Raw genomic sequence first — 21,824 nt, 5'->3', positions numbered from 1 at the left:
AACACTATGATGTTATCTGGGTTGGATTCACGTCAACTGCTTAATTCAAATGCGATCGGCACTTTCACTTCCAGTTGCTGCTGTGACATCTCATCTGGAAAAGCCGGTAACGGCTGGGCTTTTTCCAACATTTCCAACACCGCCCGATCCAGCCGCTGATATCCCGAACTGGCCTCAATACGTGATTCACTAATGTGACCATTGCGGGTGACAATAAAAAATAACTGTACTACGCCCTGTTCACCGCGCCGTCTGGAAATACCGGGATAACGTTTTTGTTCTGCCAGCGTTCTGGCCAGCAAATTGAAATAGGTCTGTTGTGCGGCTTGTTGCAATGCAGAATCAGCCTGACTTGATATCGAACTGCTCTCGGCAGATTCGCCCAGATCGGCAATTTGCGTTTTCTCCAGCTGTTTTTCAGAATTTGCTGTATTTATTTGAGCCGGTTCAGAGGTGGCGGCAAGGATTTCTGAGGTATTCTGCTTGAGTTCAAGTTTATCCTCTGGTGGCGCAGAATTGACCGCCTTTTTTATTTCCGTTTGCTGTAATGGTTTTACCACTTCTGTTCTACTGGTTTTGTGTTCCATTGAAACGGAAGCAGTATCAGGTTCCTGTACCTGGCTAATTGCCGATTCTTCCCTAATATCTGTCTTTTTTTCAGCTACCGCCGTGGCCTGTTGTTTTTCCATGGTGGTGGGTTCAAGCATGCTGATATCAATTTCAATACCGACTTCATCAACCGGCGCAACAGGTTGCAGCTGGTGAGGGTATTTAATCGTATATATGCCAAATGCAAACACATGGATTGACATGGCACTTAAAATAGCCAGAAACCAGTAACGAAATTTAATCATTTCGCCTGGACTGAGTTTGAGTAGCCAAAGAAACTTTCAATACACCGGCCGCACGTACTTGTTTAAGTAAATCCGTTAACTCACTGGCGGGCACGGATGCATCGGCTTTCACCAGTAATTTAAAAGACTGGATATCGTTAGTTTTGGATATTTTCTGTTTCAATATTTTGGTTAAAGCGCTGGCTTCCAAAAAAACATCATCCATCGCCAACGGGCCTTTAGCTGACACGAACAAAATGGCATCGTGTTCTTGCAGGGCTGATTGCTGCTGAGATGTTGGGGGTTGGATTTTCAGCAGTTCACTGCTGCTTAATTGACCCGCGATCATAAAAAAAATCAACATCAGGAACACAATGTTAATCAATGGGATCATATTGTCATCAAGCTGATGGCCTGGGGCTCTTCGGATGGGGATAAGGGTCATAGGGCTAACCCTGCCAAACTGACTTTGTCGATTCCAATGGCTTTTAACTGATCGATAAAATCAATCATTTGCTGCGTGGTCACAGCTTCAGCAACTGATACAACAAAAATCCCGGGAGGATCTTTAGCAAGTTGCTGTTTTATTGGTGTGAGCTCTGATACAGGATAACGTCGATTATCGTATTCATACTCGCCAGCGGCCGTTAACAGCAGAGCGTGCTGATTACGTATTTTATCGGTATCGTAGGATTCGCTGGCCGCTGTAATATCCAGCTGCCGCCAATGGGTAAATCCTGAAGACAGCATAAAAAACAGTAACAGGATGAAGACCACATCAATCAAAGGTGTCAGGCTAATTAACCGACGTTTTGCAGCCAGAGGTTGTTCAAGCAACATTTTTATAGTGGTTAGCGGGTTTTGTTGTTGAGGTGTTTATCAATGGTGCATGGGTAAAAACCTGTGTGACCCCATCATTAATCAAAACGGCAACCCGTTCCGTTTTACGTTCAAGCCAGTTATGGGCAACAACAGCTGGTATCGCCACTCCAAGCCCCACTGCAGTAGTCAATAATGCCTGCCAGATACCTCCGGAAAGTACCGAAGGATCGATCTGACTGCCTGCCAGTTCCATCTGCTGAAATGCCAGGATCATGCCGAGCACAGTTCCGAACAACCCTAATAACGGACTCAAACTGGCAATCACTTCCAGCGGTCGCAGATAACTGCGTAGTTGATTGATACGTAAGCTGGCAACACGCTGTAGCTCTTCTTTCAGCAGTTCCTTAGGAATTTCGCCCTGTCTAAGACCTTCCATACTAAGTGCCAGTAGTTCATCCAGTGGCTTGGAGATTTTCAGCAGCGAGAGTGCCTGTTCCGGTTCATTTTGTTTCCACAGCAAAATGGCTTTTTTGGCCGTTGTCGTAGATTCTGGCGATAACAACATTATTTGCCAGATTTTGATTAACACAATGCTGACCGCGATGACCGAAAACCCCAATAAAATCCAGACAACGGGGCCACCAATTTCCAGTAATTGCTGCAACAACTTCAAGAAAGATGGTGTTTCAACCTCATTTATCACGCAGCAGACCCCTGACAGAAGTCATAGCAGTTACCAACATCGACAAGTTCCTTTGATTAAAACAGCATTAATGATAATAGTTATCATTAAGCTTTGCAAAGAAATCTTCGACCCGGCGCGATATTTTTACTGTTGTATCAAATGGATAGCATTCCGCAGTAATGACAGTCCGATATGTTCACCACGTTGTAAATGATTGCGTTCTACCACATGCTCAGGAATATCCATCTGTATCAACAGCGGGTTGTGTCCGGTAACTTTCAGCAACACGGTGGTAATGCCGCGCAAGGTAATCATATCGTCAATTATTGCCTGCACCGGATTCTCCTGCTCACCCCGGGAAGGACGACGACGTTGATGTAGCAGAATTTTACTCGGTGCAATAATCCAATAAACGTTGCTGCCCACAGCGAAATCGGTATCGGCTATCTCCAGCAACTGCTCACACCATTGCAGTTTTTTCTGACCTTCGACCAGCACTATTTTCCCTTCAAACACATTACGGGCATCGGTCAATCTGGCCACATTCAGGCTTTGTGGCCGATTCAATACATCTTCAACCGTACCCTGCTGCAGGGTTTTTCCCTGATGAATGACACACATCTGATCGGCCAGCATCGCTGCTTCATCCAGATCATGTGTCACCAGAATAATCGGCATCGATAATTGCCGACGTAAAGCATGTAACTCCAGATAGAGTTTGCGACGGGTAACTTTATCAACTGCCGAAAACGGCTCATCCAGTAATAAAACTTCCGGATCGCGTGCCAAAGCTCTGGCTAATGCCACTCGCTGTTGCTGTCCACCGGATAACTGTGAAGGAAAACGAGATTCCAATCCACGTAAATGCACCTGTTCCAGCAGCGCTCTTACCTTATGTTCCTGAGGCGTTTGCATGGCCAGCAAAATATTCTGCATAACGGTCAAATGTGGAAATAACGCATAATTTTGAAACACCATGCCCACACGTCGCTGTTGTGGCGAGTAGTTAAGTTCATGGTTGCTATCAAACCAGATAGTTTGAGAGCGGATAAGTCCTTGTTGGGGTTTATGTAAACCTGCTATACAACGTAGCACCGTAGTCTTGCCCGAACCGGAAGGTCCAACTAACGCCAGCATTTCTCCGGCGGCACATTCTAGTTGTACTTCCAGTGGAATTGGCTGTTGCTGCTTAATGGTGGCTTCAAGCATACTAGACCCGCATTAATCGGTGGTTAAATCGGTAAATTGCCGTGACCGTTATAACAGCAATTGCCAGTAAGATTAATGACATCTGCATGGCCTGTTGCTGATCAAATGCCAACACACTGTCATAAATTGCAATCGACAGGGTTCGAGTCTCCCCGGCTATATTGCCACCTATCATCAACACCACGCCAAATTCGCCCAGCGTATGACAAAAACTCAGAATCAATCCGGTTAAAATCCCTGGCCAGGCTAATGGTAATTCAATTTTGATAAAGGTTTTCCAGCGAGATAATCCACTACACCATGCTGCTTCACGTAATTCAGGAGCAATATTTTCCAGCGCTCTGAGCATTGGCTGTACAGCAAACGGTAAACTGTAAATTATCGAAGCAAACCACAATCCGCTAAACGAAAAGGCAAGATTGTCGCCGGTAATGCTATAAAAAAGTTTTCCTGCCGCACTGTTACTATCCATTCCCACTAACAGGAAATAGCCCAATACGGTCGGTGGCAGGACTAATGGTAAGGTAATCAATGCTTCAGCCAGATATTTCCCGCGAAACCTGCCTCTGGCCAGGCTGTAAGCCAATATCAACCCTATTGGTAACAGACTCAAGCTAGTGGCTAGCGCCAGCTTCATTGATACTTCAAGGGCCTGCCAATCCATCGTTCAGGGATTCCCGGTAATGGGAAGATAACCATGTTTGATAAAAATTTTGCCGGCCGCTTCGCTGGTAATGAACTTAATAAACGGTTCAGCAAGCAATGACGCATCTTTGGTGATGATCAGCTGTTGGGACAACTCACCAGGTAATTTAATATAACGCCCCTGCTGTTTGATTTTCTCCTGAGTCATATACGGATACGGCAATATGGCTGCATCGACATTACTGGTCAGAGCAAACTGCAGCGTCTGTGAAGCACTTTCTGCCAGTAACAGCTGTGGTTGAATCGTCTGCCAAATATCCGCTTCCATCAACAGGTGTTGTGCGAGTTTGCCGTATGGCGCATGTTTAGGATTGGCAATCGCAAATTTTTCCAGCTGATTCTGTTCAATAGCCTGTTTTAGACCTTGAAGCTGATTATCCAGGTTTAATGATGAGTACTGATTAGCAAATAACACTATTTCACTGTGCGCATAGTTGATACGTTGCCCACGATGTTTCTGCTGTTCCATTAAAATATCAATAAACAACGGATTTGCTGAAAAAAATACATCATAAGGCGCACCATGAATTATCTGTGTCGCCAGATTTCCTGACGCGCCGTAAGTTACATTAATCTTATGGTGAGAAGAGTGTTCATATTCACGTATCAATTCAGGTAAAACAAACCGCAAATTGGCAGCCGCGGCCACTCTGAGTGTATCTGCGCTCGCCCCCATGGAGACTAGCAGCAACATAGCCAAAAAGGTTTTAATGAACTTGTTTCGCATTATTCATTCCAAAAAAAAGCCCCGCAGTGCGGGGCTTTTAAGTCTAACTTAACTGACTGCGTTAGTCTGCAGTAACTTCGTTAACAGCTTTCATGCTCAGACGAATACGGCCCTGGCGATCAACTTCCAGTACCTTAACGTCAATCATGTCACCTTCAGAAAGTTTATCGCTGACATTTTCCACACGCTCATCAGAGATTTGTGAAATATGTACCAGACCATCTTTACCCGGCAGAATAGTAACAAACGCACCGAAATCCATCAGCTTGGCAACACGGCCCTGATAGACCTTGCCGACTTCAACTTCTGCAGTGATTTGCTCAATACGGTGCAGAGCATCCTGACCGGCATTGAAATCTGAAGAGAAAATCATCACGGTGCCATCATCCTGAATATCAATGGTCGCACCGGTTTCTTCGGTGATTGCCCGAATAGTTGCACCACCTTTACCGATCACATCACGGATTTTATCCGCATGAATTTTCACAGTGATAATACGTGGAGCAAATTCAGACATTTCCTTACGGTGCGTTGAAATCACTGCATTCATTTTTTCCAGAATATGCAGACGACCATCACGGGCTTGTGCCAGTGCAGTACGCATGATTTCTTCGTTGATACCTTCAATCTTGATATCCATTTGCAGTGCGGTAACACCTTTCTCGGTACCGGCGACTTTAAAGTCCATATCACCCAGGTGATCTTCATCACCCAGAATATCAGTCAATACGGCGTAACCATCCGCTTCTTTAATCAGACCCATCGCAATACCGGCTACTGGTGCTTTAATTGGTACACCGGCATCCATTAATGCCAATGAGGTACCACACACAGACGCCATTGAACTTGAACCATTGGACTCGGTGATTTCAGAAACCACACGAACCACATATGGGAACTCTTCAGCGGATGGCATAACAGCCTGAATACCGCGTTTAGCCAATTTACCATGGCCGATTTCACGGCGTTTTGGTGAGCCGACAAAACCGGTTTCACCGACACAGAATGGCGGAAAGTTGTAATGCAGCATGAAGCGGTCACGGTATTCACCTTCAACAGCATCAATCATCTGTGCATCACGTTCAGCACCCAAAGTTGCCACAACAATAGCCTGAGTTTCACCACGGGTGAACAATGCAGAACCATGAACACGCGGTAGTACAGTGGTTTCAACAAAAACTGGACGTACCGTTTTGGTATCACGACCATCGATACGTGGTTCACCGGCAATAATGCGGCCACGAACCAGTTCTTTTTCCAGTTTGCCAAACACGCCTTTTACGTCATCTTCAGACCATTCGCCATCTTCACTGACTAATTCAGCAACTGCTGCCTGGCGAATTTCAGCCAGTTGATCCTGACGCTGCATTTTGTCACTGATGGCATAGGCATTTTTAATACCTTCAAACGCTTGATCTTTAACAGCGTTATACAAACGATCATCTTTTTCCGGAGCAGTCCAATCCCAGGCTGTTTTAGCGGTTTCTGCTTTCAATTCATCAATCAGTTTGATCGCTGTCTGTATTTGCTGATGACCATACATGACAGAACCTAACATCACCTCTTCAGGCAATTCAGATGCTTCGGATTCCACCATCAATACAGCACTTTCAGTACCGGCAACAACCAAGTCCAGTGAACTGGTCGCTAATTGTTTTTTGGATGGGTTGAGGATGTAGTTACCATCAACATAGCCCACCCGGGCAGCACCTAATGGGCCATTAAACGGGATGCCGGAAATAGCCAGGGCAGCAGAAGCACCAATCATTGCCGGGATATCAGGATCGATTTCAGGATCCAATGCCATTACGGTGGCAATAACCTGTACTTCGTTAATGAAACCTTTAGGAAACAATGGACGCAGTGGACGATCGATCAGACGGGAGGTCAGTGTTTCTTTCTCGGAAGGACGGCCTTCACGTTTGAAGAAACCACCCGGTATTTTACCTGCAGCATAAGTACGTTCTTGATAATTTACGGTTAACGGAAAGAAATCCTGGCCAGGATTTACATTCTTCTTTCCGACTACAGTTACAAGCACTGATGTCTCACCCAGACTGGCAATAATGGAGCCACCGGCCTGACGGGCGATCTTTCCGGTTTCCAGGCTGAGAATGTGCTCACCGAACTGAACTGTCTTTTTTACTGAATTCACTAGTATTTCCTTCTCTTGACTACATCAGCCATGAACCTTTTCATGACTGATTTAAAAAACGATAAACGCATAAATGAATATGCCCCTGAAACCGCGGGGGATTTCAGGGGCATATCAATCAACGCACCAGCCTAATGCCAATGATATTGGCGGAGGCTCGATGAGATGTTTTACAGACCACGTCGAGTAATTTAGCGACGCAGACCTAAGTCAGCAATTAAATCACGGTAACGGTTAATATCCGTTTTTTTCAGGTAATCGAGCATTTTACGACGACCACTAACCATTTTTAACAAACCTTGACGTGAGTGATGATCATGAATGTTAGTTTTAAAATGGTCTGAAAGATTTGTAATACGTGCTGTCAGCAACGCTACCTGAACTTCAGCTGAGCCGGTATCGCCTTCTGTACGACCGTATTTTTTAATGATTTCTTGCTTTTGTTCTGCAGTAATTGACATAAAAACTCCAACTTTTTATAGCCTTTGGCTATGAGTTAAATTCTGAAATAATCCAGCCAGTTAAACCGAATTACCCAACCTTTTAAGAGTGGCGAATTTTACCGGTTTTATCCGCTATTCACAAGCGAGTTAAACCGTATCACCGGTAACAAACAAACGTTTTGCTGAAACTGTGCCGTCCAGGGCCAATTCCCCCAGACCGATAAATTGATCCTGATAATCAAATAACCGGACTTTTGCGCTTTGTCCATGAATATCAGTTTTGACTGCCCGACCGTATCGCATATCATCAGACATTGCCGAATCCAGTTTGATATGGGGCCAGTCCGGCAAAGCTTCATGGGCTGGAAGTAACTGACTATCAAGTCCTGCCAATCCCTGCTGCTCGGCCAACTCCCCTAATGCTTCCAGACTTAATGCCTGAGTTAAATCATAGCCTGCCGCATCAGTACGTCTCAGCATTGTGACATGTCCGCAGCTGCCTAAAGCGGCAGCAATATCCTGCACCAGAGTACGAATATAGGTTCCTTTGCTACAGGCAACCTGCAAGGTAAAACTCTCGACATCGCACGCCAGTAATTCAATACTGTAGATGGTAATAAGGCGTGACTTTCGTTCAATTTCAATACCCTGTCGTGCCAATTTATATAATGGCTGGCCCTGATGTTTTAACGCAGAAAACATAGGCGGGATCTGTTGTTGCTCTCCGACAAAATTCAGCAAAACCTGTTGCAGCTGTTGAGGGGAATATTCTGGAATGGCTTGTTGTGCTATTACCTCGCCATCGCTATCACCGCTATCGGTAAGAATGCCCAACTGACAACGCACTTGGTATTGTTTGTCAGCATCCAGTAAATATGTGGAAAGTTTGGTCGCTTCGCCCAGGCAGACTGGTAATACCCCGGTGGCTAAGGGGTCGAGACTGCCGGTATGTCCTGCCTTGTTTGCATTAAATAATCGTTTAACGCATTGCAAAACGTGATTTGAGCTTAATCCGGTTGGCTTGTCGATAATCACGATACCAGTGATATCGCGACCTTTTTTATTGCGTTTTGCCATTGGCGAAACTCAATCTTTATCAGTTTCGGGATCAGGATCCTGTTCGTCTTTGATATCGGCATTAGCTTTGGAGATCAGCTCATCCATGTAAAAGCCATGCTCCAAAGTCGTGTCATAACGAAACTGCAGTTCAGGCATGATGCGTAACTTCACGCGTTTGGCCAGCGCCCTACGTAAGAAGCCAGCGGCATTATTCAAACCAGCCAGACATTCTTTAGCGGCTTCTTCTGAATCAAACCCACTAAGTCGAGTGACATAAATACGCGCATATTTCAGATCAGATGTCACATCAACATGTGACACCGTGACCATACTGACGCGCGGATCGGCCAGATCATGCTGAATCAGCAAAGCCAATTCACGCATCATGACCTCGCTGATTCGATTTGTGCGACTAAATTCTCTTGCCATTAAAGACTCGGTTTCATTAATACACGTTCAAATACTTCAATTTGATCGCCCGGTTTAACGTCTTTATAGTTTTTCACACCAATACCACATTCGGTACCGGCATTCACTTCGTTAACATCATCTTTGAAACGACGCAGCGATTCCAGTTCACCTTCATAGATAACAACGTTATCACGTAGAACACGAATTGGATTGTTACGTTTAACACTGCCTTCCAGCACCAGACAACCGGCAATGTCGCCGAATTTCGGTGAGCTGAATACATCATCAACACGAGCCAAACCAATGATTTCGTCTTTGTAGACGGGTTCCAGCATCCCGGTCATCGCTTTGGTAACCACATCCAGCAAATCATAAATGATACTGAAGTATTGAACATCCAGACCTTTTTCGGCAATCACTTTACGTGCTGTGTTGTCTGCACGAACATTAAAGCCGATCAAGATGGCATCAGAAGCAGCAGCAAGTTGTGCGTCGGTTTCATTAATACCACCAACACCTGAACCAACAACCCGGACCTGAACCATATCGGTCGACAACTTCTGCAGACCCTGGCTAACCGCTTCAACTGAACCATGAACGTCACCTTTGATGACCACATTCAGCGTTTTCAGATCGCCGGCTTCCATTTTGTTGAACATATCATCCAACTTGGCTGCCTGCTGCTGGGCCATTTTCATTTCACGCGCTTTGGTCTGACGGAAGCTGGCAATCTCTCTTGCCGTGCGATCGTCCGGAGCTACCTGCAATTCGTCACCTGATGCTGGCGTACCTGACAGACCCAGTAATTCAACGGGGGTTGAAGGACCGGCTTCATCCATTGCCTGACCATTTTCATTGAACAAGGCGCGAACGCGACCAAATTCCTGGCCAACAACGACAATGTCACCTTTTCTCAACGTACCACGTTGGACCAGAACAGTTACCACCGTACCACGTCCTTTATCGAGACGTGATTCAACAACAGTACCGTGAGCAGGACCTTTAACCGGTGCGGTCAATTCCATCACTTCCGCTTGCAGTGAAATCGCATCAAGTAACTCATCAACACCAAGCCCCGTCAGAGCTGAAACCGGTACAAACTGAACATCACCACCCCAATCTTCAGGGACGACTTCATGATTCGTTAATTCCTGTTTAACCCGATCTGGAGTGGCATCTGGTTTATCCATTTTGTTTACGGCAACAATCAGCGTTGAGCCGGCAGCTTTAGCGTGCTGAACAGCCTCAATTGTTTGCGGCATAACACCATCATCTGCAGCGACCACCAATACTACGATATCGGTAACCTTGGCACCGCGTGAACGCATTTCGGTAAACGCAGCATGGCCCGGTGTATCCAAAAAGGTCACTTCACCACGGCTGGTTTCTACTTTATAGGCACCGATATGCTGGGTAATACCACCCGCTTCGCCTGATGTAACCTTGGTCCGACGGATATAATCCAGTAAAGAGGTTTTACCATGGTCAACATGGCCCATTACAGTAACAACAGGTGCTCTTGGAACCGCTTCGCCGGTCACTTCAATAGATGCTTCCAGGGCTTGTTCAACTTCGTTTTCCTGAACCGGCTTGGCAACATGGCCCATTTCTTCAACCAGAATAACAGCGGTATCCTGATCCAGGACCTGATTGATAGTGGCCATTGTGCCCATACCCATCAACGCTTTGATTACTTCGGCCGCTTTAACAGACATACGCTGCGCTAAGTCAGAAACTGAAATGGTATCGGGAACACTGACTTCACGAACTACCGGAGCGGTTGGACGGGAAAAACCATGTTCTGTTGTGGTTTCAACAGTCGCCGTTTTTTGTGAGACACCTTTTTTCTTCTTGCGGCGACCTTTGCCTTCGCTGACATGAAGTTCTTTACGTTCAAATTCATCATCACGTTGGAAACGGCCACGACGTGCGGGTTTATCTTTATTCGCAACGTGTTTTGCATCGGCTTCTTTACGATCCGGTTTCTGTTCTTTGGCTTGTGCTTCCGCGGCTGCAAGACGCGCCTCTTCCTTGGCCTTTTCTAAGGCTTCCTCTTCTTCACGAGCCTTTTTCCGCGCTTCAAGCGCTTTTTCAGCTTCGATACGGGCAAGGTTGGCAGCACGACGCTTGGCATCGGCTTCTTCCAGCTTTTTATGTGCTAATTGAGAAGCCGTCAATTCCGGTTTTGCCGCTTGTTTTTTTGCAGCGACAGATTTTTTTTCTTCTTTGAGTTTCGCTTCTTCGGCGAGTGCCTTTTGCTCTTCTTCTGCAGCTAAACGTGCCTCTTCATCTGCCAGCCTTTCAGCTTCGATTGCTGCGGCAACTGCTGCAGCTTCACGTTCAGACTCTTCTTTCTGCAGGCTGGTTTGTTCTTGCTGTTTGCGTGCTATTTCCTGCTGTCGAAGCTGTTCCTGACGGGCAACTTCTTCGGCGTGTACCTGTGCTTGAGATGCAATTACCGGTTCTTCAGCAGGCGCACTGGCAGTTGTAGGTTCGGCATCAGACCGTTTGACAAAAGTGCGTTTTTTACGAACTTCAACACTGACACTTTTACCGGCTTGACGAGATGTGCCTCCACCTAATTTAATTTCACTGACTGATTTACGTTTCAGTGTGATTTTTTTAGGTGATGCATCGTTTTCACTGGCTGATTTGCCATGTCTTTGCTGTAAAAACTGCAACAGACTTTGCTTTTGGTCTTCCGTAATCAGATCATCCGGCTTTGAGACTTTAATACCGGCCTCATTAAGCTGATCAACTAAACGTTCAGGTGTGATACCGACAGTGTCGGCCAGGTCCTTAACCTTCATGTCACTCATTGGTTACTCCCCTGTTTCTGTTTGTTCGTCTGCAAACCATGACTCACGTGCTTTCATGATAAATGCGGCAGCTTGTTTTTCATCAATGCCACCCGCCTCAACCAATTCATCCACGGACTGATCTGCAAGGTCATCAATAGTGATAACACCCTGACTGGTTAACTTAGCAGCTAATTCAGCGGTCATACCGGGCAAATCCTGGATTGTCTCAGCAGGAGATGCGCTTTCAATTTGCTCTTCACTGGCAATGGCGCGTGTCAGCAGTACGTCTCTGGCACGTGAACGTAATTCATTAACTATATCAGTATCAAATTCTTCAATATCAAGCATTTCCTGTTCCGGCACATAGGCAACTTCTTCAAGTGAAGAAAAACCTTCCTGAGCCAGAATCAATGCAACGTCTTCATCAACGTCCAAATCTGCCATAAATGTCTGAATCAATGAACTGATTTCGGTTTCGGCCTTTTGGTCAGCATCAGAAGCCGACATAACATTCAACTCCCAACCGGTTAACTGGCTGGCAAGCCGTACATTCTGACCACCACGACCGATTGCCTGTGACAGCTGGCCGTCTTCAACAGCAATATCCATGCTGTGAGCGTCTTCATCAACAACAATAGATAGTACTTCTGCCGGTGCCATGGCGTTAATGGCAAATCGTGCCGGCTCTTCATCCCACAGGATAATGTCGACGCGCTCACCGGCTAATTCATTAGTGACTGCCTGAACACGTGATCCACGCATCCCGACACAGGCACCCACCGGATCAATTCGTGGCTCATGTGCTAAAACCGCAATTTTGGCTCGTAAACCAGGATCCCTTGCTGCACCTTTGATTTCAATCATGCCATCGCCGATTTCCGGGACTTCAAGACTGAACAGTTCAATCAGTAATTCTGGCGCGACACGACTGACGACTAATTGTGGCCCGCGCGCTTCAGAACGAATTTCTTTCAAATAACCACGGATTCGATCACCGCTACGGAAATTCTCACGTGGAATCATTTCTTCACGAGGCAGAAGAGCCTCAGCATTTCCGCCGAGATCCAAAGTCACGTTGCCGCGTTCAACACGTTTAACCGTGCCATGAATCATCTGGCCGACTTTCTCGCGATACATATCAACAACTTGAGCGCGTTCTGCTTCGCGTACTTTTTGAACGATAACCTGTTTGGCTGTTTGAGCAGCAATTCGACCAAATTCAACCGATTCCATTGGCTCACGAATGTAATCGCCTACTTTGGCATCTGACTGTTTGGCCAGCGCATCAGACAATTTGATTTGCAACTCTGAAGATTCGAAGTTTTCGTCGTTATCATCGACAATTAACCACTGACGGAAAGTTTCATAGTTGCCAGTCTGGCGATCAATCGCAACATGGGCATCTATTTCCATTTCATAACGTTTACGGGTGGCCATGGCCAACGCCGCTTCGATCGCCTGAAATATAACTTCTTTACCCACGCCTTTTTCATTAGACATGGCATCAACAACCAGCAAAATTTCTTTATTATTCATCACGCCCCCAGTGGATCGATGCAAGCAATTGATCCAAAACTAAGTTTTTTCATTAACAGCAAATAGTACGCTTTTTCAGGCAACCAGTCGCGCTTTAGCCAACTTTGCCAATGGTAAGGCGTACACCTCACCATCCACTTCAATTAATACTTCACCATTCTCAAAGCCCTGCAACACACCGGTAAAATTCCGTCTGCCTTCCACTGGTAATTTAGTGGTAATTTTTGCTGAGGAACCAGTAAAACGGATGAAATCACGTTCCTTAAATAAGGGACGATCGAATCCGGGTGAGGAAATTTCCAGTGAATAGGCTTTTTTGATGGGGTCTTCGACATCGAGAATGCCGCTGACCTGATGACTGACACGTTCACAGTCTTCAATACCAATACCTTGATCTGCATCAATATAGATTCTTAGGAGTGGATTTTGTCCACCCTGAATGTATTCCACACCGACCAGCTGGTACCCCAGCGATTCAATCGGCGCTTCAATTAATTTTTCAATCTGATCAGATACGGCCATAGGCAACAAATAAAAAAAAAGGGCCATCGGCCCAATTTTAACTCCACAAAAACAAAAACCCCAATCAGGGGTCCTGTCTTAACATTATTATTGGTAGCGGGGGCTGGATTTGAACCAACGACCTTCGGGTTATGAGCCCGACGAGCTACCAGGCTGCTCCACCCCGCACCTGACTAAGTCGCATACTATACACAAAGCCCTACATGCTAGCAAGCCCGATTATCAATTCTCTTTCAGTTTACGGGTAAGTGTATTTCGGCCCCAGCCCAATAATTTTGCGGCTTCTTGACGTTTGCCGGCTGTTTTCTCTAAAGCAACCTCCATTAGCAGGTGTTCTATCATCGGCACAACATCGGCCAACACGCCTTCCTGTCCGCTCAGCGCCTTGTTTGCAGCCCACTGGCGAAACATTTGTTGCCAGTCACCACCGCTACGAGCTGTTTCCACACCACCGTCAGCTGTCAGCTCCAATGGCAAATCATCCATTTGCACAACCTGCCCCGGAGACATCACAGTAAGCCAGCGAGAAGTATTCTCTAATTGTCTTACGTTGCCGGGCCAGGGTAATTGCGATAAATAACGTTCTACTTCAGGTGAGACACTTTTCACTCCCATATTAAGCTCGCGTGCCGCTTTGTTGAGAAAGTAGGCTACCAACGCCGGAATGTCTTCCCGACGTTCACGCAAGGAAGGAATATGAATACGAATAACATTTAAACGGTGAAACAAATCCTCACGGAAATCGCCACGCTCAACCTGCTGTTCCAGATTCTGATGCGTTGCAGCAATAATTCTCACATCTGCTTTTACAGCACTATGCCCACCAACACGGAAAAACTCGCCGTCTGATAAGACTCTTAAAAGGCGTGTTTGAAGTTCCAACGGCATATCACCGATTTCATCCAGAAATAAGGTGCCACCATCCGCCTGCTCAAAACGTCCCTTACGTTGTACATGTGCGCCGGTAAAAGCGCCCTTTTCATGACCAAATAATTCAGACTCCAGCAATTCTCTGGGAATAGCAGCCATATTCAGGGCAATAAACGGGTTTTGCCTGCGCGGACTATGTTTGTGTAAAGCATGGGCGACCAGTTCTTTACCAGTGCCCGACTCACCATTAATTAATACAGTGATATTGGAACGTGCGAGCCGTCCAATGGCACGAAACACTTCCTGCATGGCGGGTGCTTCACCAATAATTTCACTGCCAATATTCATTTCGCCAGCAGGATTACTGTGCTGTTGATGGTGGTGGGTAATCGCTCGCTGTACTAAATCAACCGCTTCATCAACATCAAAGGGTTTTGGCAGGTATTCAAAAGCACCACCTTCGTATACAGATACAGCACTGTCCAGATCCGAATAAGCGGTCATGATAATGACCGGCAGATCAGGTTGCTTTCGCTGAATTTCTGCCAGTAGTTGCAGCCCATCCAGGCCTGGCATGCGGATATCGCTGACCAGCACATCTGGCGGGGTATCTGTACCTCGTTTTAATTGCTCCAAAACCAGATCACCACTCTCAAAGGCTTTGACAGTGATATCTACGGCTTCCAATGCCTTTTGTAATACCCATCGAATCGATCGGTCATCATCAACAATCCATGCTATTGCTTTAGCGCTCACGGTTTAACTCCAGGGGAAAAATAATTGAAAATATGGTTTGGCCTGCATGGCTGATACAACTGACTGTGCCAGCATTTCGCTGCACCAGATTTTGTACCAGATACAACCCCAGTCCGGTGCCATCGGCTCGTCCAGTCACCAGGGGATAGAACAAACTGTCATGTAATTGTTTTGGTATACCCGGGCCGTTATCTTCGATTTCAATCAGCACGCCTAATTTATAAAAACGTTTTTCAATGGTCAGATTACGTTGAATGCGAGTTTTCAGCCGAATAATGCCGATGCCATGCATTGCCTGTACTGCATTACGCACAATATTTAAAATAATCTGGATCAACTGATCAAAATCAGCGTGTAAATCCGGGATACTGGGATCATAGTCAGCTATAAACTGAAGCCGCTCGTCGACTTCAATATCAACCAGCTGGCGAACCCGCTGTAAAACCTCATGAATATTCAAAAACTGCTTTTCGGATTGCTGATAAGGGCCCAGCATTCGAGTCATCAGGTTTTGCAACCGGTCAGCTTCATTAATGATAATTCGGGTATATTCTTTCAAATCATCCGAATCCAGCTGACGTTCCAATAACTGTGCAGCTCCTCTCAACCCTCCCAGGGGATTTTTAATTTCGTGCGCCAGACCACGAACTACCTGTTGCTGGGTATGTAAATTTTCATCACGATTGACGCGCTGTTGATAATCCAGCTGCGCCAACTCTACCAGGAGATGGGGCTCAGCAACGTCCAGCATTTTGATTGAACAATCCACTACTATTTCGCCTGCAGCAGGCAGAAATAACTGAATTTCACGTTCTATTAGCGCCTGTCCATTACTGATAACCCGGCGTAATGAATTCAACAGATGTGTTTCACCCGGTAACAAAGTCTGAAAGGGAATATGTTCAGCCTGACGTTGGCTAATTTCAAACATGACTTCAGTTGAAGTATTGATGTAACAAACCCGTAAATTCGTGTCGAGTACTAATATCGCAGTCGTTAAACTCTCCAGTACATCATCGCTGGAAAACTGTTCAACATTAATCAGTTTGTCATTTAAGTTCATGGCCTGCCATCTGCAAAAAACGCTCCATTTGTAAGCACCAAATGTCACATCATATTTAAGATTATGATTCCAATGGTAATAATATAGTTGAGTATGGAAGAGTTTAAATAAACCAACCACTTCAAGCAGTATGAAAAGTGTAATTACACTATTGCACGCATCATTTTGGTGCGACTATCTAAGGTGTTTGAGGAAAGGTCGGGATACCGGGAGTAGTTGGAAAGCCGGGAATACTGGGTGCACCGGGTCCGGGACTTGGTTGACCATTTTGACGGCCTGGTTGTTGTAAACTGGTGCGTTGTAAATAAAAGGTAATCGTTTCACTTTGAGCTAAAACTTCCCCGGAAGCGTTCAGTACATTTGCTGACAAGGTATGTGTTCCCCTGTCCAGATTTTCCAGCATAAAACTCAGTTGAGGCATTGGCATGCCTGCCGGTAAGCCATCGAGGTATAACTGAATCAAATCGCCACGTGCAGAATTTAATGCTGGAAACACTTGTAGATTGACTGTTACATTGCCGTTATTAACACGAATCCCGGCTTCATCTTCGGGCGCAACAATAGCTACCTTATAATTTGGGGCAGCTTCAGGCTCATCAGCACTTTCCTGTTCTTCAACGCTAGCGGAGGCCGTTTCTTCAGGGATTTGTACTGGTGAATAAGTCATGGGCTGTTGTAATTCAACCTTTTCAGCGTTCTCACCAGGCTGATCTGAATACACCTGATTGCCATTGTCATCAACCCAGCGATAGATATCCTCAGCCGCAACAGCTGTGCCAAGACCAAGCAACATGACAAGAATCAATTTCATGCCTATGAATATAGGTCAGCCATCACCAATGTGCAACTGCGAAACATAAAAAAACGCCTCCACATGGGAGGCGTTTTGTGACTGCAATCAAAAAAATTACAGACTGTAGTAAAGATCGAACTCTGCAGGATGCGTTTCCATACGCAGACGAGTGACTTCTTCCATCTTCAAATCAATATAGCCATCGATCATATCATCAGTGAACACACCACCTTCTGTTAAGAAAGCACGATCTTTGTCCAGTTCTGCCAATGCTTGATCAAGCGCATGACATACTTTTGGAATCGCTGCATCTTCTTCTGGTGGCAAGTCATATAAATCCTTGTCCATCGCATCGCCAGGGTGAATTTTGTTTTTGATACCATCCAGACCCGCCATCATCATTGCACTGAATGCCAGATATGGGTTGGCTGATGGGTCAGGAAAACGTACTTCAATACGACGGCCCTTTGGATTACTGACAAAAGGAATACGAATAGAGGCACTACGGTTACGTGCTGAATAAGCCAACATAACAGGTGCTTCGAAACCAGGAACCAGACGTTTGTAGCTGTTAGTACCTGGGTTTGTAAACGCATTTAATGCTTTAGCGTGCTTGATTATGCCACCGATGTAAAACAAAGCAGTTTCTGATAAACCGCCATATTTGTTACCTGAGAACAGGTTGTCGCCATCTTTAGCCAACGACTGGTGAACATGCATACCACTACCGTTATCACCTACCAATGGTTTTGGCATGAATGTGGCCGTTTTACCGTAAGCATGAGCAACGTTATGCACAACATATTTCAGTATTTGAACTTCATCGGCTTTTTTTACCAACGTATTAAACTTGGTACCAATTTCACACTGACCAGCAGTAGCAACTTCATGGTGATGAACTTCGGTTACCAGACCCATTTCCTCCATGGTTAAACACATGGCTGAACGAATGTCTTGCAATGAATCAACTGGCGGTACTGGAAAATAACCACCTTTAACACTTGGACGGTGACCTTTGTTACCGTCAGGGAAGACTTTTTCAGTATTCCAGGAAGATTCGTCAGAGTCGATTTTATAGAACGAGCCAGAGATATCACTGCCCCAGCGAACATCATCAAGGATGAAAAATTCAGGTTCAGGACCAAAGAAAGCCGTGTCTGCCAAACCAGTAGATGCCAGATAGGCTTCTGCACGTTTCGCCACACTGCGTGGGTCACGCTCATATCCTTGCATGGTAGCCGGTTCAACGATATCGCAACGAACGATCAGCGTTGTATCGTCCATAAACGGATCCAAAACAGCAGTCGAAGCATCCGGCATCAGAATCATGTCCGATTCGTTAATACCTTTCCAACCGGCAACTGATGAACCATCAAACATGACACCCTCAGAGAAGGTATCTTCATCAATTGAATGCGCTGGGTAAGAAACGTGTTGCTCTTTACCACGCGTGTCGGTGAAACGGAAATCAAGGAATTTAACGTCCTCGTCCTTAATTATCTGAAGCACATTTTCGACTGACATTTATAATCTCCAAATTAAAAAACTGCACACCTTGGTGCAAAAAAACTCACTTGCTGATACAGCACAAACCTTGCCAACTCAACAGCCCCATAAAATCAACCATTTGAGTGCAGACACCAGCCACTAATGATCACTATTGGTGCACTCGACACTTGCAATGCACCAATAAAGTGCTACGCACCAACACAGACCGTAATAATGATTTCATCATCCTTTTCAACCGACTTTACAATCTGATGTCCATGGATCCTTGCCCATGCCGGAATATCACTCAACGCACCGGGATCGGTGCAAATAACTGTGAGAATATCTCCAGATGATAATTCCGCTACTTTATTCTGCGTTTTGATGACTGGCAAGGGACATAACAATCTTCTTGCATCTAATTCAATCTGTTTCACACGTACCACTCCTGTGGAACCTGCTCAACTTTAATCGGGCGAGCCTGAATATGCCTCGGTGGTTTATCCGGTACGGTAATTTCTACTTCAACTTCATCAGCATGTCGGCCCTGACCATAACGCGCCACGATGGATGCCGCCAGCGGAAAATCCTGTTGTTCAATATCACCATCAATAATGGCCATTGGTCCATTATGGCTGGTTGAATACAGGCTGGTAAACTGTTTGCGATAACCTTCGAGGAATTTACTCTCTCCAGCATCCCGGGCAATGATCATTTTAAAATCCGCTTTTGGCCGAATATGCCGGCCAACTTTCAATAACATAATGTCATCCAACTCATATTCACGGCTGTTTCTGGCTGTCCATAAATCGACTAACTTACTTGAATAACTTTCATCGGTCAGGAAACAGCATCCTCCGGCAGGGGTGGCAAAATCATCAAAGCCAAACTGTTTTGCCAATGCAATCTGCGGCTTGCGGTTGCGTCCATGAAAATCATAAAGCTTATTGCGGTCTACCCATCCTTCACGTTCTGGTTTGGTTGGTTGGAGGTTTTTGGCACATAACGGACGTAACAGTAAATCCTCAGCCCCCGATTCAGCTGCCACGATCGGCATAGTGCGCTTTAATTGAGATTTGGGACGCTGACCAATGACTTCGCCGGTAATGATAAAATCAAAACCCTGCATATGATTTTCTTTCACCCATTCAACCGCTTTTTTGACCATAAAGATTTTACAGTCCAGGCAAGGGTTCATATTAGCGCCATAGCCATGTTTTGGATTGAGCAACACGTCTTTGTATTCTTCAATCACATCAATGATATGTAATTTGATTCCCAGCTGTTCCGCGACCCATAATGCATTATTACGTTTCTGCTTGTCTTTATGCTGATTACGAATTGCGTGGGTATGCCCTTCAACGCAGAACCCGGTAAAAAAGTTGATGCCTTCTACTTCAATTCCCTGTTCCTGAAGTACCCGCACCGCAAGCATGGAATCCAGACCGCCTGAAATCAAAGCGACGGCTTTGTGCACTGAACTCATTATGCTGTGCCCCCAACCGTCAAAGCATCAATTTTCAATGTCGGCTGGCCGACGCCAACTGGCACGCTCTGTCCTTCTTTACCGCAGTTACCAATGCCCGAATCCAGTTCAAGATCATCAGCCACCATACTGATACGATTCATGACTTCAGGACCGTTGCCAATTAATGTGGCGCCTTTAACGGGACGAGTCACTTTGCCATTTTCAATCAGATAGGCTTCACTGCTGGAAAATACAAATTTGCCGGAGGTAATATCAACCTGACCACCACCAAAATTAACCGCATAAATACCCTTTTCAACACTGGCGATAATTTCTTCTGCTTTGTGTTGTCCAGCCAGCATATAGGTATTGGTCATACGGGGCATCGGCAAATGTGCATAGGATTCACGACGACCATTGCCGGTACTGCGCATCCCCATCAACCGGGCATTTAATTTATCCTGCATATAGCCTGTGAGTCGGCCGTTTTCTATCAATGTGGTGAATTCGGTTGGCGTACCTTCATCATCAATCGTCAATGATCCACGTCGATCCATTAATGTGCCATCATCCACCACGGTACATAAGGGTGATGCTACTTGTTCACCGATTTTGCCAGAAAAGGCTGAGGTATCCCGGCGATTGAAGTCGCCTTCCAAGCCATGCCCTACAGCTTCATGCAATAACACGCCAGGCCAACCTGAAGCTAACACTACAGGCATTGTTCCAGCAGGAGCATCAACGGCTTCCAGATTAACCAGAGCCTGCCGCACAGCTTCTTTGGCAAAACCTACCGCTAAATCATTATCAATAAAATACTGATAGTCCAGACGCCGACCGCCACCGGCGCTGCCACGCTCCCGCCGTCCATTAGATTCAACGATAACACTGACATTCATCCGTATTAACGGCCGAATATCAGCAGCATAGGTACCATCACTGGCAGCGATTAGAATATGTTCGAGACTACCGGCTAAACTGACTGTCACCTGGGTAACGCGGGGATCGGCTGCGCGGGCATATGCATCGGCTTCCCGCAACAGGTTTAATTTTGTCTGAGTATCCATGCCCAATATGGGATCAAGGTCAGAATAAAAGGGCGACGCATGAACGTTTTTCCGAGCATCAATCTGTTTTTGCTGACCATGTTTTACCACAGCACTGGCCGCGCTGGTCGCCTCCAGCAATGACTTCAAACTCAGATCATCGGAGTAGGCAAAGCCGGTTTTTTCACCGCTGCAAGCCCTTACCCCAACGCCCTGCTCAAGATGATAGCCACCGTCTTTTATAATGCCGTCATCCATCAACCAGTTTTCGCCACGCGAACGCTGAAAATACAAATCAGCAAAATCAACACCAGGACGCATGGCGCTTGATAAAGCTTGTTCGATATCCTGTGACTGCAACTCTGCAGGCATCAGGATCTGTTGTTCCAGTTGGTCAAATATAGGATTTGTCATTACTTTTGAACTACGCGA

Annotated in this window: 21 protein-coding genes and 1 tRNA gene; all 22 read right to left on the bottom strand. The window is 45.8% G+C overall.

Going from position 1 to position 21,824, the window contains the following annotated elements:
- Window positions 1–32: 32 nt before the first annotated feature.
- Window positions 33–854 carry an energy transducer TonB gene (locus B3S93_RS10895; protein WP_292748804.1) on the bottom strand — a complete coding sequence of 274 codons (822 nt, stop codon included), beginning with the start codon at window positions 852–854 and terminating at the stop codon, window positions 33–35.
- Window positions 847–1,278 carry an ExbD/TolR family protein gene (locus B3S93_RS10890; RefSeq protein ID WP_292748802.1) on the bottom strand — a complete coding sequence of 144 codons (432 nt, stop codon included), beginning with the start codon at window positions 1,276–1,278 and terminating at the stop codon, window positions 847–849. Before B3S93_RS10890 ends, B3S93_RS10895 begins: the two co-directional genes overlap by 8 nt.
- On the bottom strand, window positions 1,275–1,673 hold the full coding sequence (locus B3S93_RS10885; RefSeq protein ID WP_292748800.1) for an ExbD/TolR family protein: 399 nt from the start codon (window positions 1,671–1,673) through the stop codon (window positions 1,275–1,277). Before B3S93_RS10885 ends, B3S93_RS10890 begins: the two co-directional genes overlap by 4 nt.
- Complete coding sequence (locus B3S93_RS10880; protein WP_292748797.1) at window positions 1,663–2,358, bottom strand: MotA/TolQ/ExbB proton channel family protein; 696 nt, start codon at window positions 2,356–2,358, stop codon at window positions 1,663–1,665. Before B3S93_RS10880 ends, B3S93_RS10885 begins: the two co-directional genes overlap by 11 nt.
- A 126-nt stretch (window positions 2,359–2,484) precedes the next feature.
- On the bottom strand, window positions 2,485–3,549 hold the full coding sequence (locus B3S93_RS10875; protein WP_292402050.1) for an ABC transporter ATP-binding protein: 1,065 nt from the start codon (window positions 3,547–3,549) through the stop codon (window positions 2,485–2,487).
- A 1-nt stretch (window position 3,550) separates the two neighbouring features.
- The gene (gene modB, locus B3S93_RS10870; protein WP_292402049.1) at window positions 3,551–4,213 is read right to left on the bottom strand and encodes a molybdate ABC transporter permease subunit; all 663 of its coding nucleotides are present in this window, start codon (window positions 4,211–4,213) and stop codon (window positions 3,551–3,553) included.
- 3 nt (window positions 4,214–4,216) lie between these two features.
- The gene (gene modA / locus B3S93_RS10865) at window positions 4,217–4,981 is read right to left on the bottom strand and encodes a molybdate ABC transporter substrate-binding protein (protein WP_292402047.1); all 765 of its coding nucleotides are present in this window, start codon (window positions 4,979–4,981) and stop codon (window positions 4,217–4,219) included.
- A 61-nt stretch (window positions 4,982–5,042) separates the two neighbouring features.
- Window positions 5,043–7,136 (bottom strand): polyribonucleotide nucleotidyltransferase, encoded by a 2,094-nt coding sequence (gene pnp, locus B3S93_RS10860; RefSeq protein ID WP_292402045.1) that lies wholly within the window; start codon window positions 7,134–7,136, stop codon window positions 5,043–5,045.
- 191 nt (window positions 7,137–7,327) lie between these two features.
- Window positions 7,328–7,597, bottom strand: coding sequence for a 30S ribosomal protein S15 (gene rpsO / locus B3S93_RS10855; protein WP_278361242.1), 270 nt, complete (start codon window positions 7,595–7,597; stop codon window positions 7,328–7,330).
- A gap of 129 nt (window positions 7,598–7,726) precedes the next feature.
- Window positions 7,727–8,656 carry a tRNA pseudouridine(55) synthase TruB gene (gene truB, locus B3S93_RS10850; RefSeq protein ID WP_292402043.1) on the bottom strand — a complete coding sequence of 310 codons (930 nt, stop codon included), beginning with the start codon at window positions 8,654–8,656 and terminating at the stop codon, window positions 7,727–7,729.
- A gap of 9 nt (window positions 8,657–8,665) precedes the next feature.
- On the bottom strand, window positions 8,666–9,067 hold the full coding sequence (gene rbfA / locus B3S93_RS10845; protein WP_014706505.1) for a 30S ribosome-binding factor RbfA: 402 nt from the start codon (window positions 9,065–9,067) through the stop codon (window positions 8,666–8,668).
- A complete protein-coding gene (gene infB, locus B3S93_RS10840) occupies window positions 9,067–11,868 on the bottom strand; it encodes a translation initiation factor IF-2 (RefSeq protein WP_292748792.1) in 2,802 nt (933 codons plus the stop codon). Before infB ends, rbfA begins: the two co-directional genes overlap by 1 nt.
- A gap of 3 nt (window positions 11,869–11,871) precedes the next feature.
- Window positions 11,872–13,386 carry a transcription termination factor NusA gene (gene nusA / locus B3S93_RS10835; protein WP_292748789.1) on the bottom strand — a complete coding sequence of 505 codons (1,515 nt, stop codon included), beginning with the start codon at window positions 13,384–13,386 and terminating at the stop codon, window positions 11,872–11,874.
- Window positions 13,387–13,461: 75 nt separating this feature from the next.
- On the bottom strand, window positions 13,462–13,935 hold the full coding sequence (gene rimP / locus B3S93_RS10830) for a ribosome maturation factor RimP (RefSeq protein ID WP_292402037.1): 474 nt from the start codon (window positions 13,933–13,935) through the stop codon (window positions 13,462–13,464).
- 64 nt (window positions 13,936–13,999) lie between these two features.
- Window positions 14,000–14,076, bottom strand: a tRNA-Met gene (locus B3S93_RS10825).
- A 54-nt stretch (window positions 14,077–14,130) separates the two neighbouring features.
- Window positions 14,131–15,534 (bottom strand): nitrogen regulation protein NR(I), encoded by a 1,404-nt coding sequence (ntrC, locus tag B3S93_RS10820; RefSeq protein WP_292402035.1) that lies wholly within the window; start codon window positions 15,532–15,534, stop codon window positions 14,131–14,133.
- Window positions 15,524–16,597: a nitrogen regulation protein NR(II) gene (gene glnL / locus B3S93_RS10815; protein WP_292402033.1), complete on the bottom strand. Its 1,074-nt coding sequence runs from the start codon at window positions 16,595–16,597 to the stop codon at window positions 15,524–15,526. The genes ntrC and glnL overlap by 11 nt, the downstream gene beginning before the upstream one ends.
- A gap of 178 nt (window positions 16,598–16,775) precedes the next feature.
- Window positions 16,776–17,408, bottom strand: coding sequence for a DUF4124 domain-containing protein (locus B3S93_RS10810; RefSeq protein ID WP_292402031.1), 633 nt, complete (start codon window positions 17,406–17,408; stop codon window positions 16,776–16,778).
- Window positions 17,409–17,504: 96 nt separating this feature from the next.
- Window positions 17,505–18,914 (bottom strand): glutamate--ammonia ligase, encoded by a 1,410-nt coding sequence (glnA, locus tag B3S93_RS10805; protein WP_292402029.1) that lies wholly within the window; start codon window positions 18,912–18,914, stop codon window positions 17,505–17,507.
- Between the two features lie 173 nt (window positions 18,915–19,087).
- Complete coding sequence (locus B3S93_RS10800) at window positions 19,088–19,315, bottom strand: sulfurtransferase TusA family protein (protein ID WP_292354788.1); 228 nt, start codon at window positions 19,313–19,315, stop codon at window positions 19,088–19,090.
- On the bottom strand, window positions 19,312–20,364 hold the full coding sequence (locus B3S93_RS10795; protein ID WP_292402028.1) for a tRNA (5-methylaminomethyl-2-thiouridylate)-methyltransferase: 1,053 nt from the start codon (window positions 20,362–20,364) through the stop codon (window positions 19,312–19,314). The genes B3S93_RS10800 and B3S93_RS10795 overlap by 4 nt, the downstream gene beginning before the upstream one ends.
- The gene (gene tldD / locus B3S93_RS10790) at window positions 20,364–21,806 is read right to left on the bottom strand and encodes a metalloprotease TldD (protein ID WP_292354785.1); all 1,443 of its coding nucleotides are present in this window, start codon (window positions 21,804–21,806) and stop codon (window positions 20,364–20,366) included. The genes B3S93_RS10795 and tldD overlap by 1 nt, the downstream gene beginning before the upstream one ends.
- Window positions 21,807–21,824: the final 18 nt, after the last annotated feature.

The sequence above is a fragment of the Methylophaga sp. UBA3613 genome (assembly GCF_002375415.1).
Lineage (GTDB): Bacteria > Pseudomonadota > Gammaproteobacteria > Nitrosococcales > Methylophagaceae > Methylophaga.
The sequence above is the reverse complement of the archived record's forward strand: the minus strand, read 5'-3'. Positions and strand labels throughout refer to the sequence as shown.

What these genes read in the sequence shown, in the direction of transcription:
- B3S93_RS10795 (WP_292402028.1), bottom strand. Translation starts at nt 20,364, where the DNA reads ATGAGTTCAGTGCACAAAGCCGTCGCTTTGATTTCAGGCGGTCTGGAT.
- truB (WP_292402043.1), bottom strand. Translation starts at nt 8,656, where the DNA reads ATGGCAAAACGCAATAAAAAAGGTCGCGATATCACTGGTATCGTGATT.
- rpsO (WP_278361242.1), bottom strand. Translation starts at nt 7,597, where the DNA reads ATGTCAATTACTGCAGAACAAAAGCAAGAAATCATTAAAAAATACGGT.
- B3S93_RS10895 (WP_292748804.1), bottom strand. Translation starts at nt 854, where the DNA reads ATGATTAAATTTCGTTACTGGTTTCTGGCTATTTTAAGTGCCATGTCA.
- tldD (WP_292354785.1), bottom strand. Translation starts at nt 21,806, where the DNA reads ATGACAAATCCTATATTTGACCAACTGGAACAACAGATCCTGATGCCT.
- nusA (WP_292748789.1), bottom strand. Translation starts at nt 13,386, where the DNA reads ATGAATAATAAAGAAATTTTGCTGGTTGTTGATGCCATGTCTAATGAA.
- modB (WP_292402049.1), bottom strand. Translation starts at nt 4,213, where the DNA reads ATGGATTGGCAGGCCCTTGAAGTATCAATGAAGCTGGCGCTAGCCACT.
- B3S93_RS10810 (WP_292402031.1), bottom strand. Translation starts at nt 17,408, where the DNA reads ATGAAATTGATTCTTGTCATGTTGCTTGGTCTTGGCACAGCTGTTGCG.
- infB (WP_292748792.1), bottom strand. Translation starts at nt 11,868, where the DNA reads ATGAGTGACATGAAGGTTAAGGACCTGGCCGACACTGTCGGTATCACA.
- rbfA (WP_014706505.1), bottom strand. Translation starts at nt 9,067, where the DNA reads ATGGCAAGAGAATTTAGTCGCACAAATCGAATCAGCGAGGTCATGATG.
- B3S93_RS10875 (WP_292402050.1), bottom strand. Translation starts at nt 3,549, where the DNA reads ATGCTTGAAGCCACCATTAAGCAGCAACAGCCAATTCCACTGGAAGTA.
- B3S93_RS10890 (WP_292748802.1), bottom strand. Translation starts at nt 1,278, where the DNA reads ATGACCCTTATCCCCATCCGAAGAGCCCCAGGCCATCAGCTTGATGAC.
- modA (WP_292402047.1), bottom strand. Translation starts at nt 4,981, where the DNA reads ATGCGAAACAAGTTCATTAAAACCTTTTTGGCTATGTTGCTGCTAGTC.
- glnL (WP_292402033.1), bottom strand. Translation starts at nt 16,597, where the DNA reads ATGAACTTAAATGACAAACTGATTAATGTTGAACAGTTTTCCAGCGAT.
- glnA (WP_292402029.1), bottom strand. Translation starts at nt 18,914, where the DNA reads ATGTCAGTCGAAAATGTGCTTCAGATAATTAAGGACGAGGACGTTAAA.
- rimP (WP_292402037.1), bottom strand. Translation starts at nt 13,935, where the DNA reads ATGGCCCTTTTTTTTTATTTGTTGCCTATGGCCGTATCTGATCAGATT.
- B3S93_RS10885 (WP_292748800.1), bottom strand. Translation starts at nt 1,673, where the DNA reads ATGTTGCTTGAACAACCTCTGGCTGCAAAACGTCGGTTAATTAGCCTG.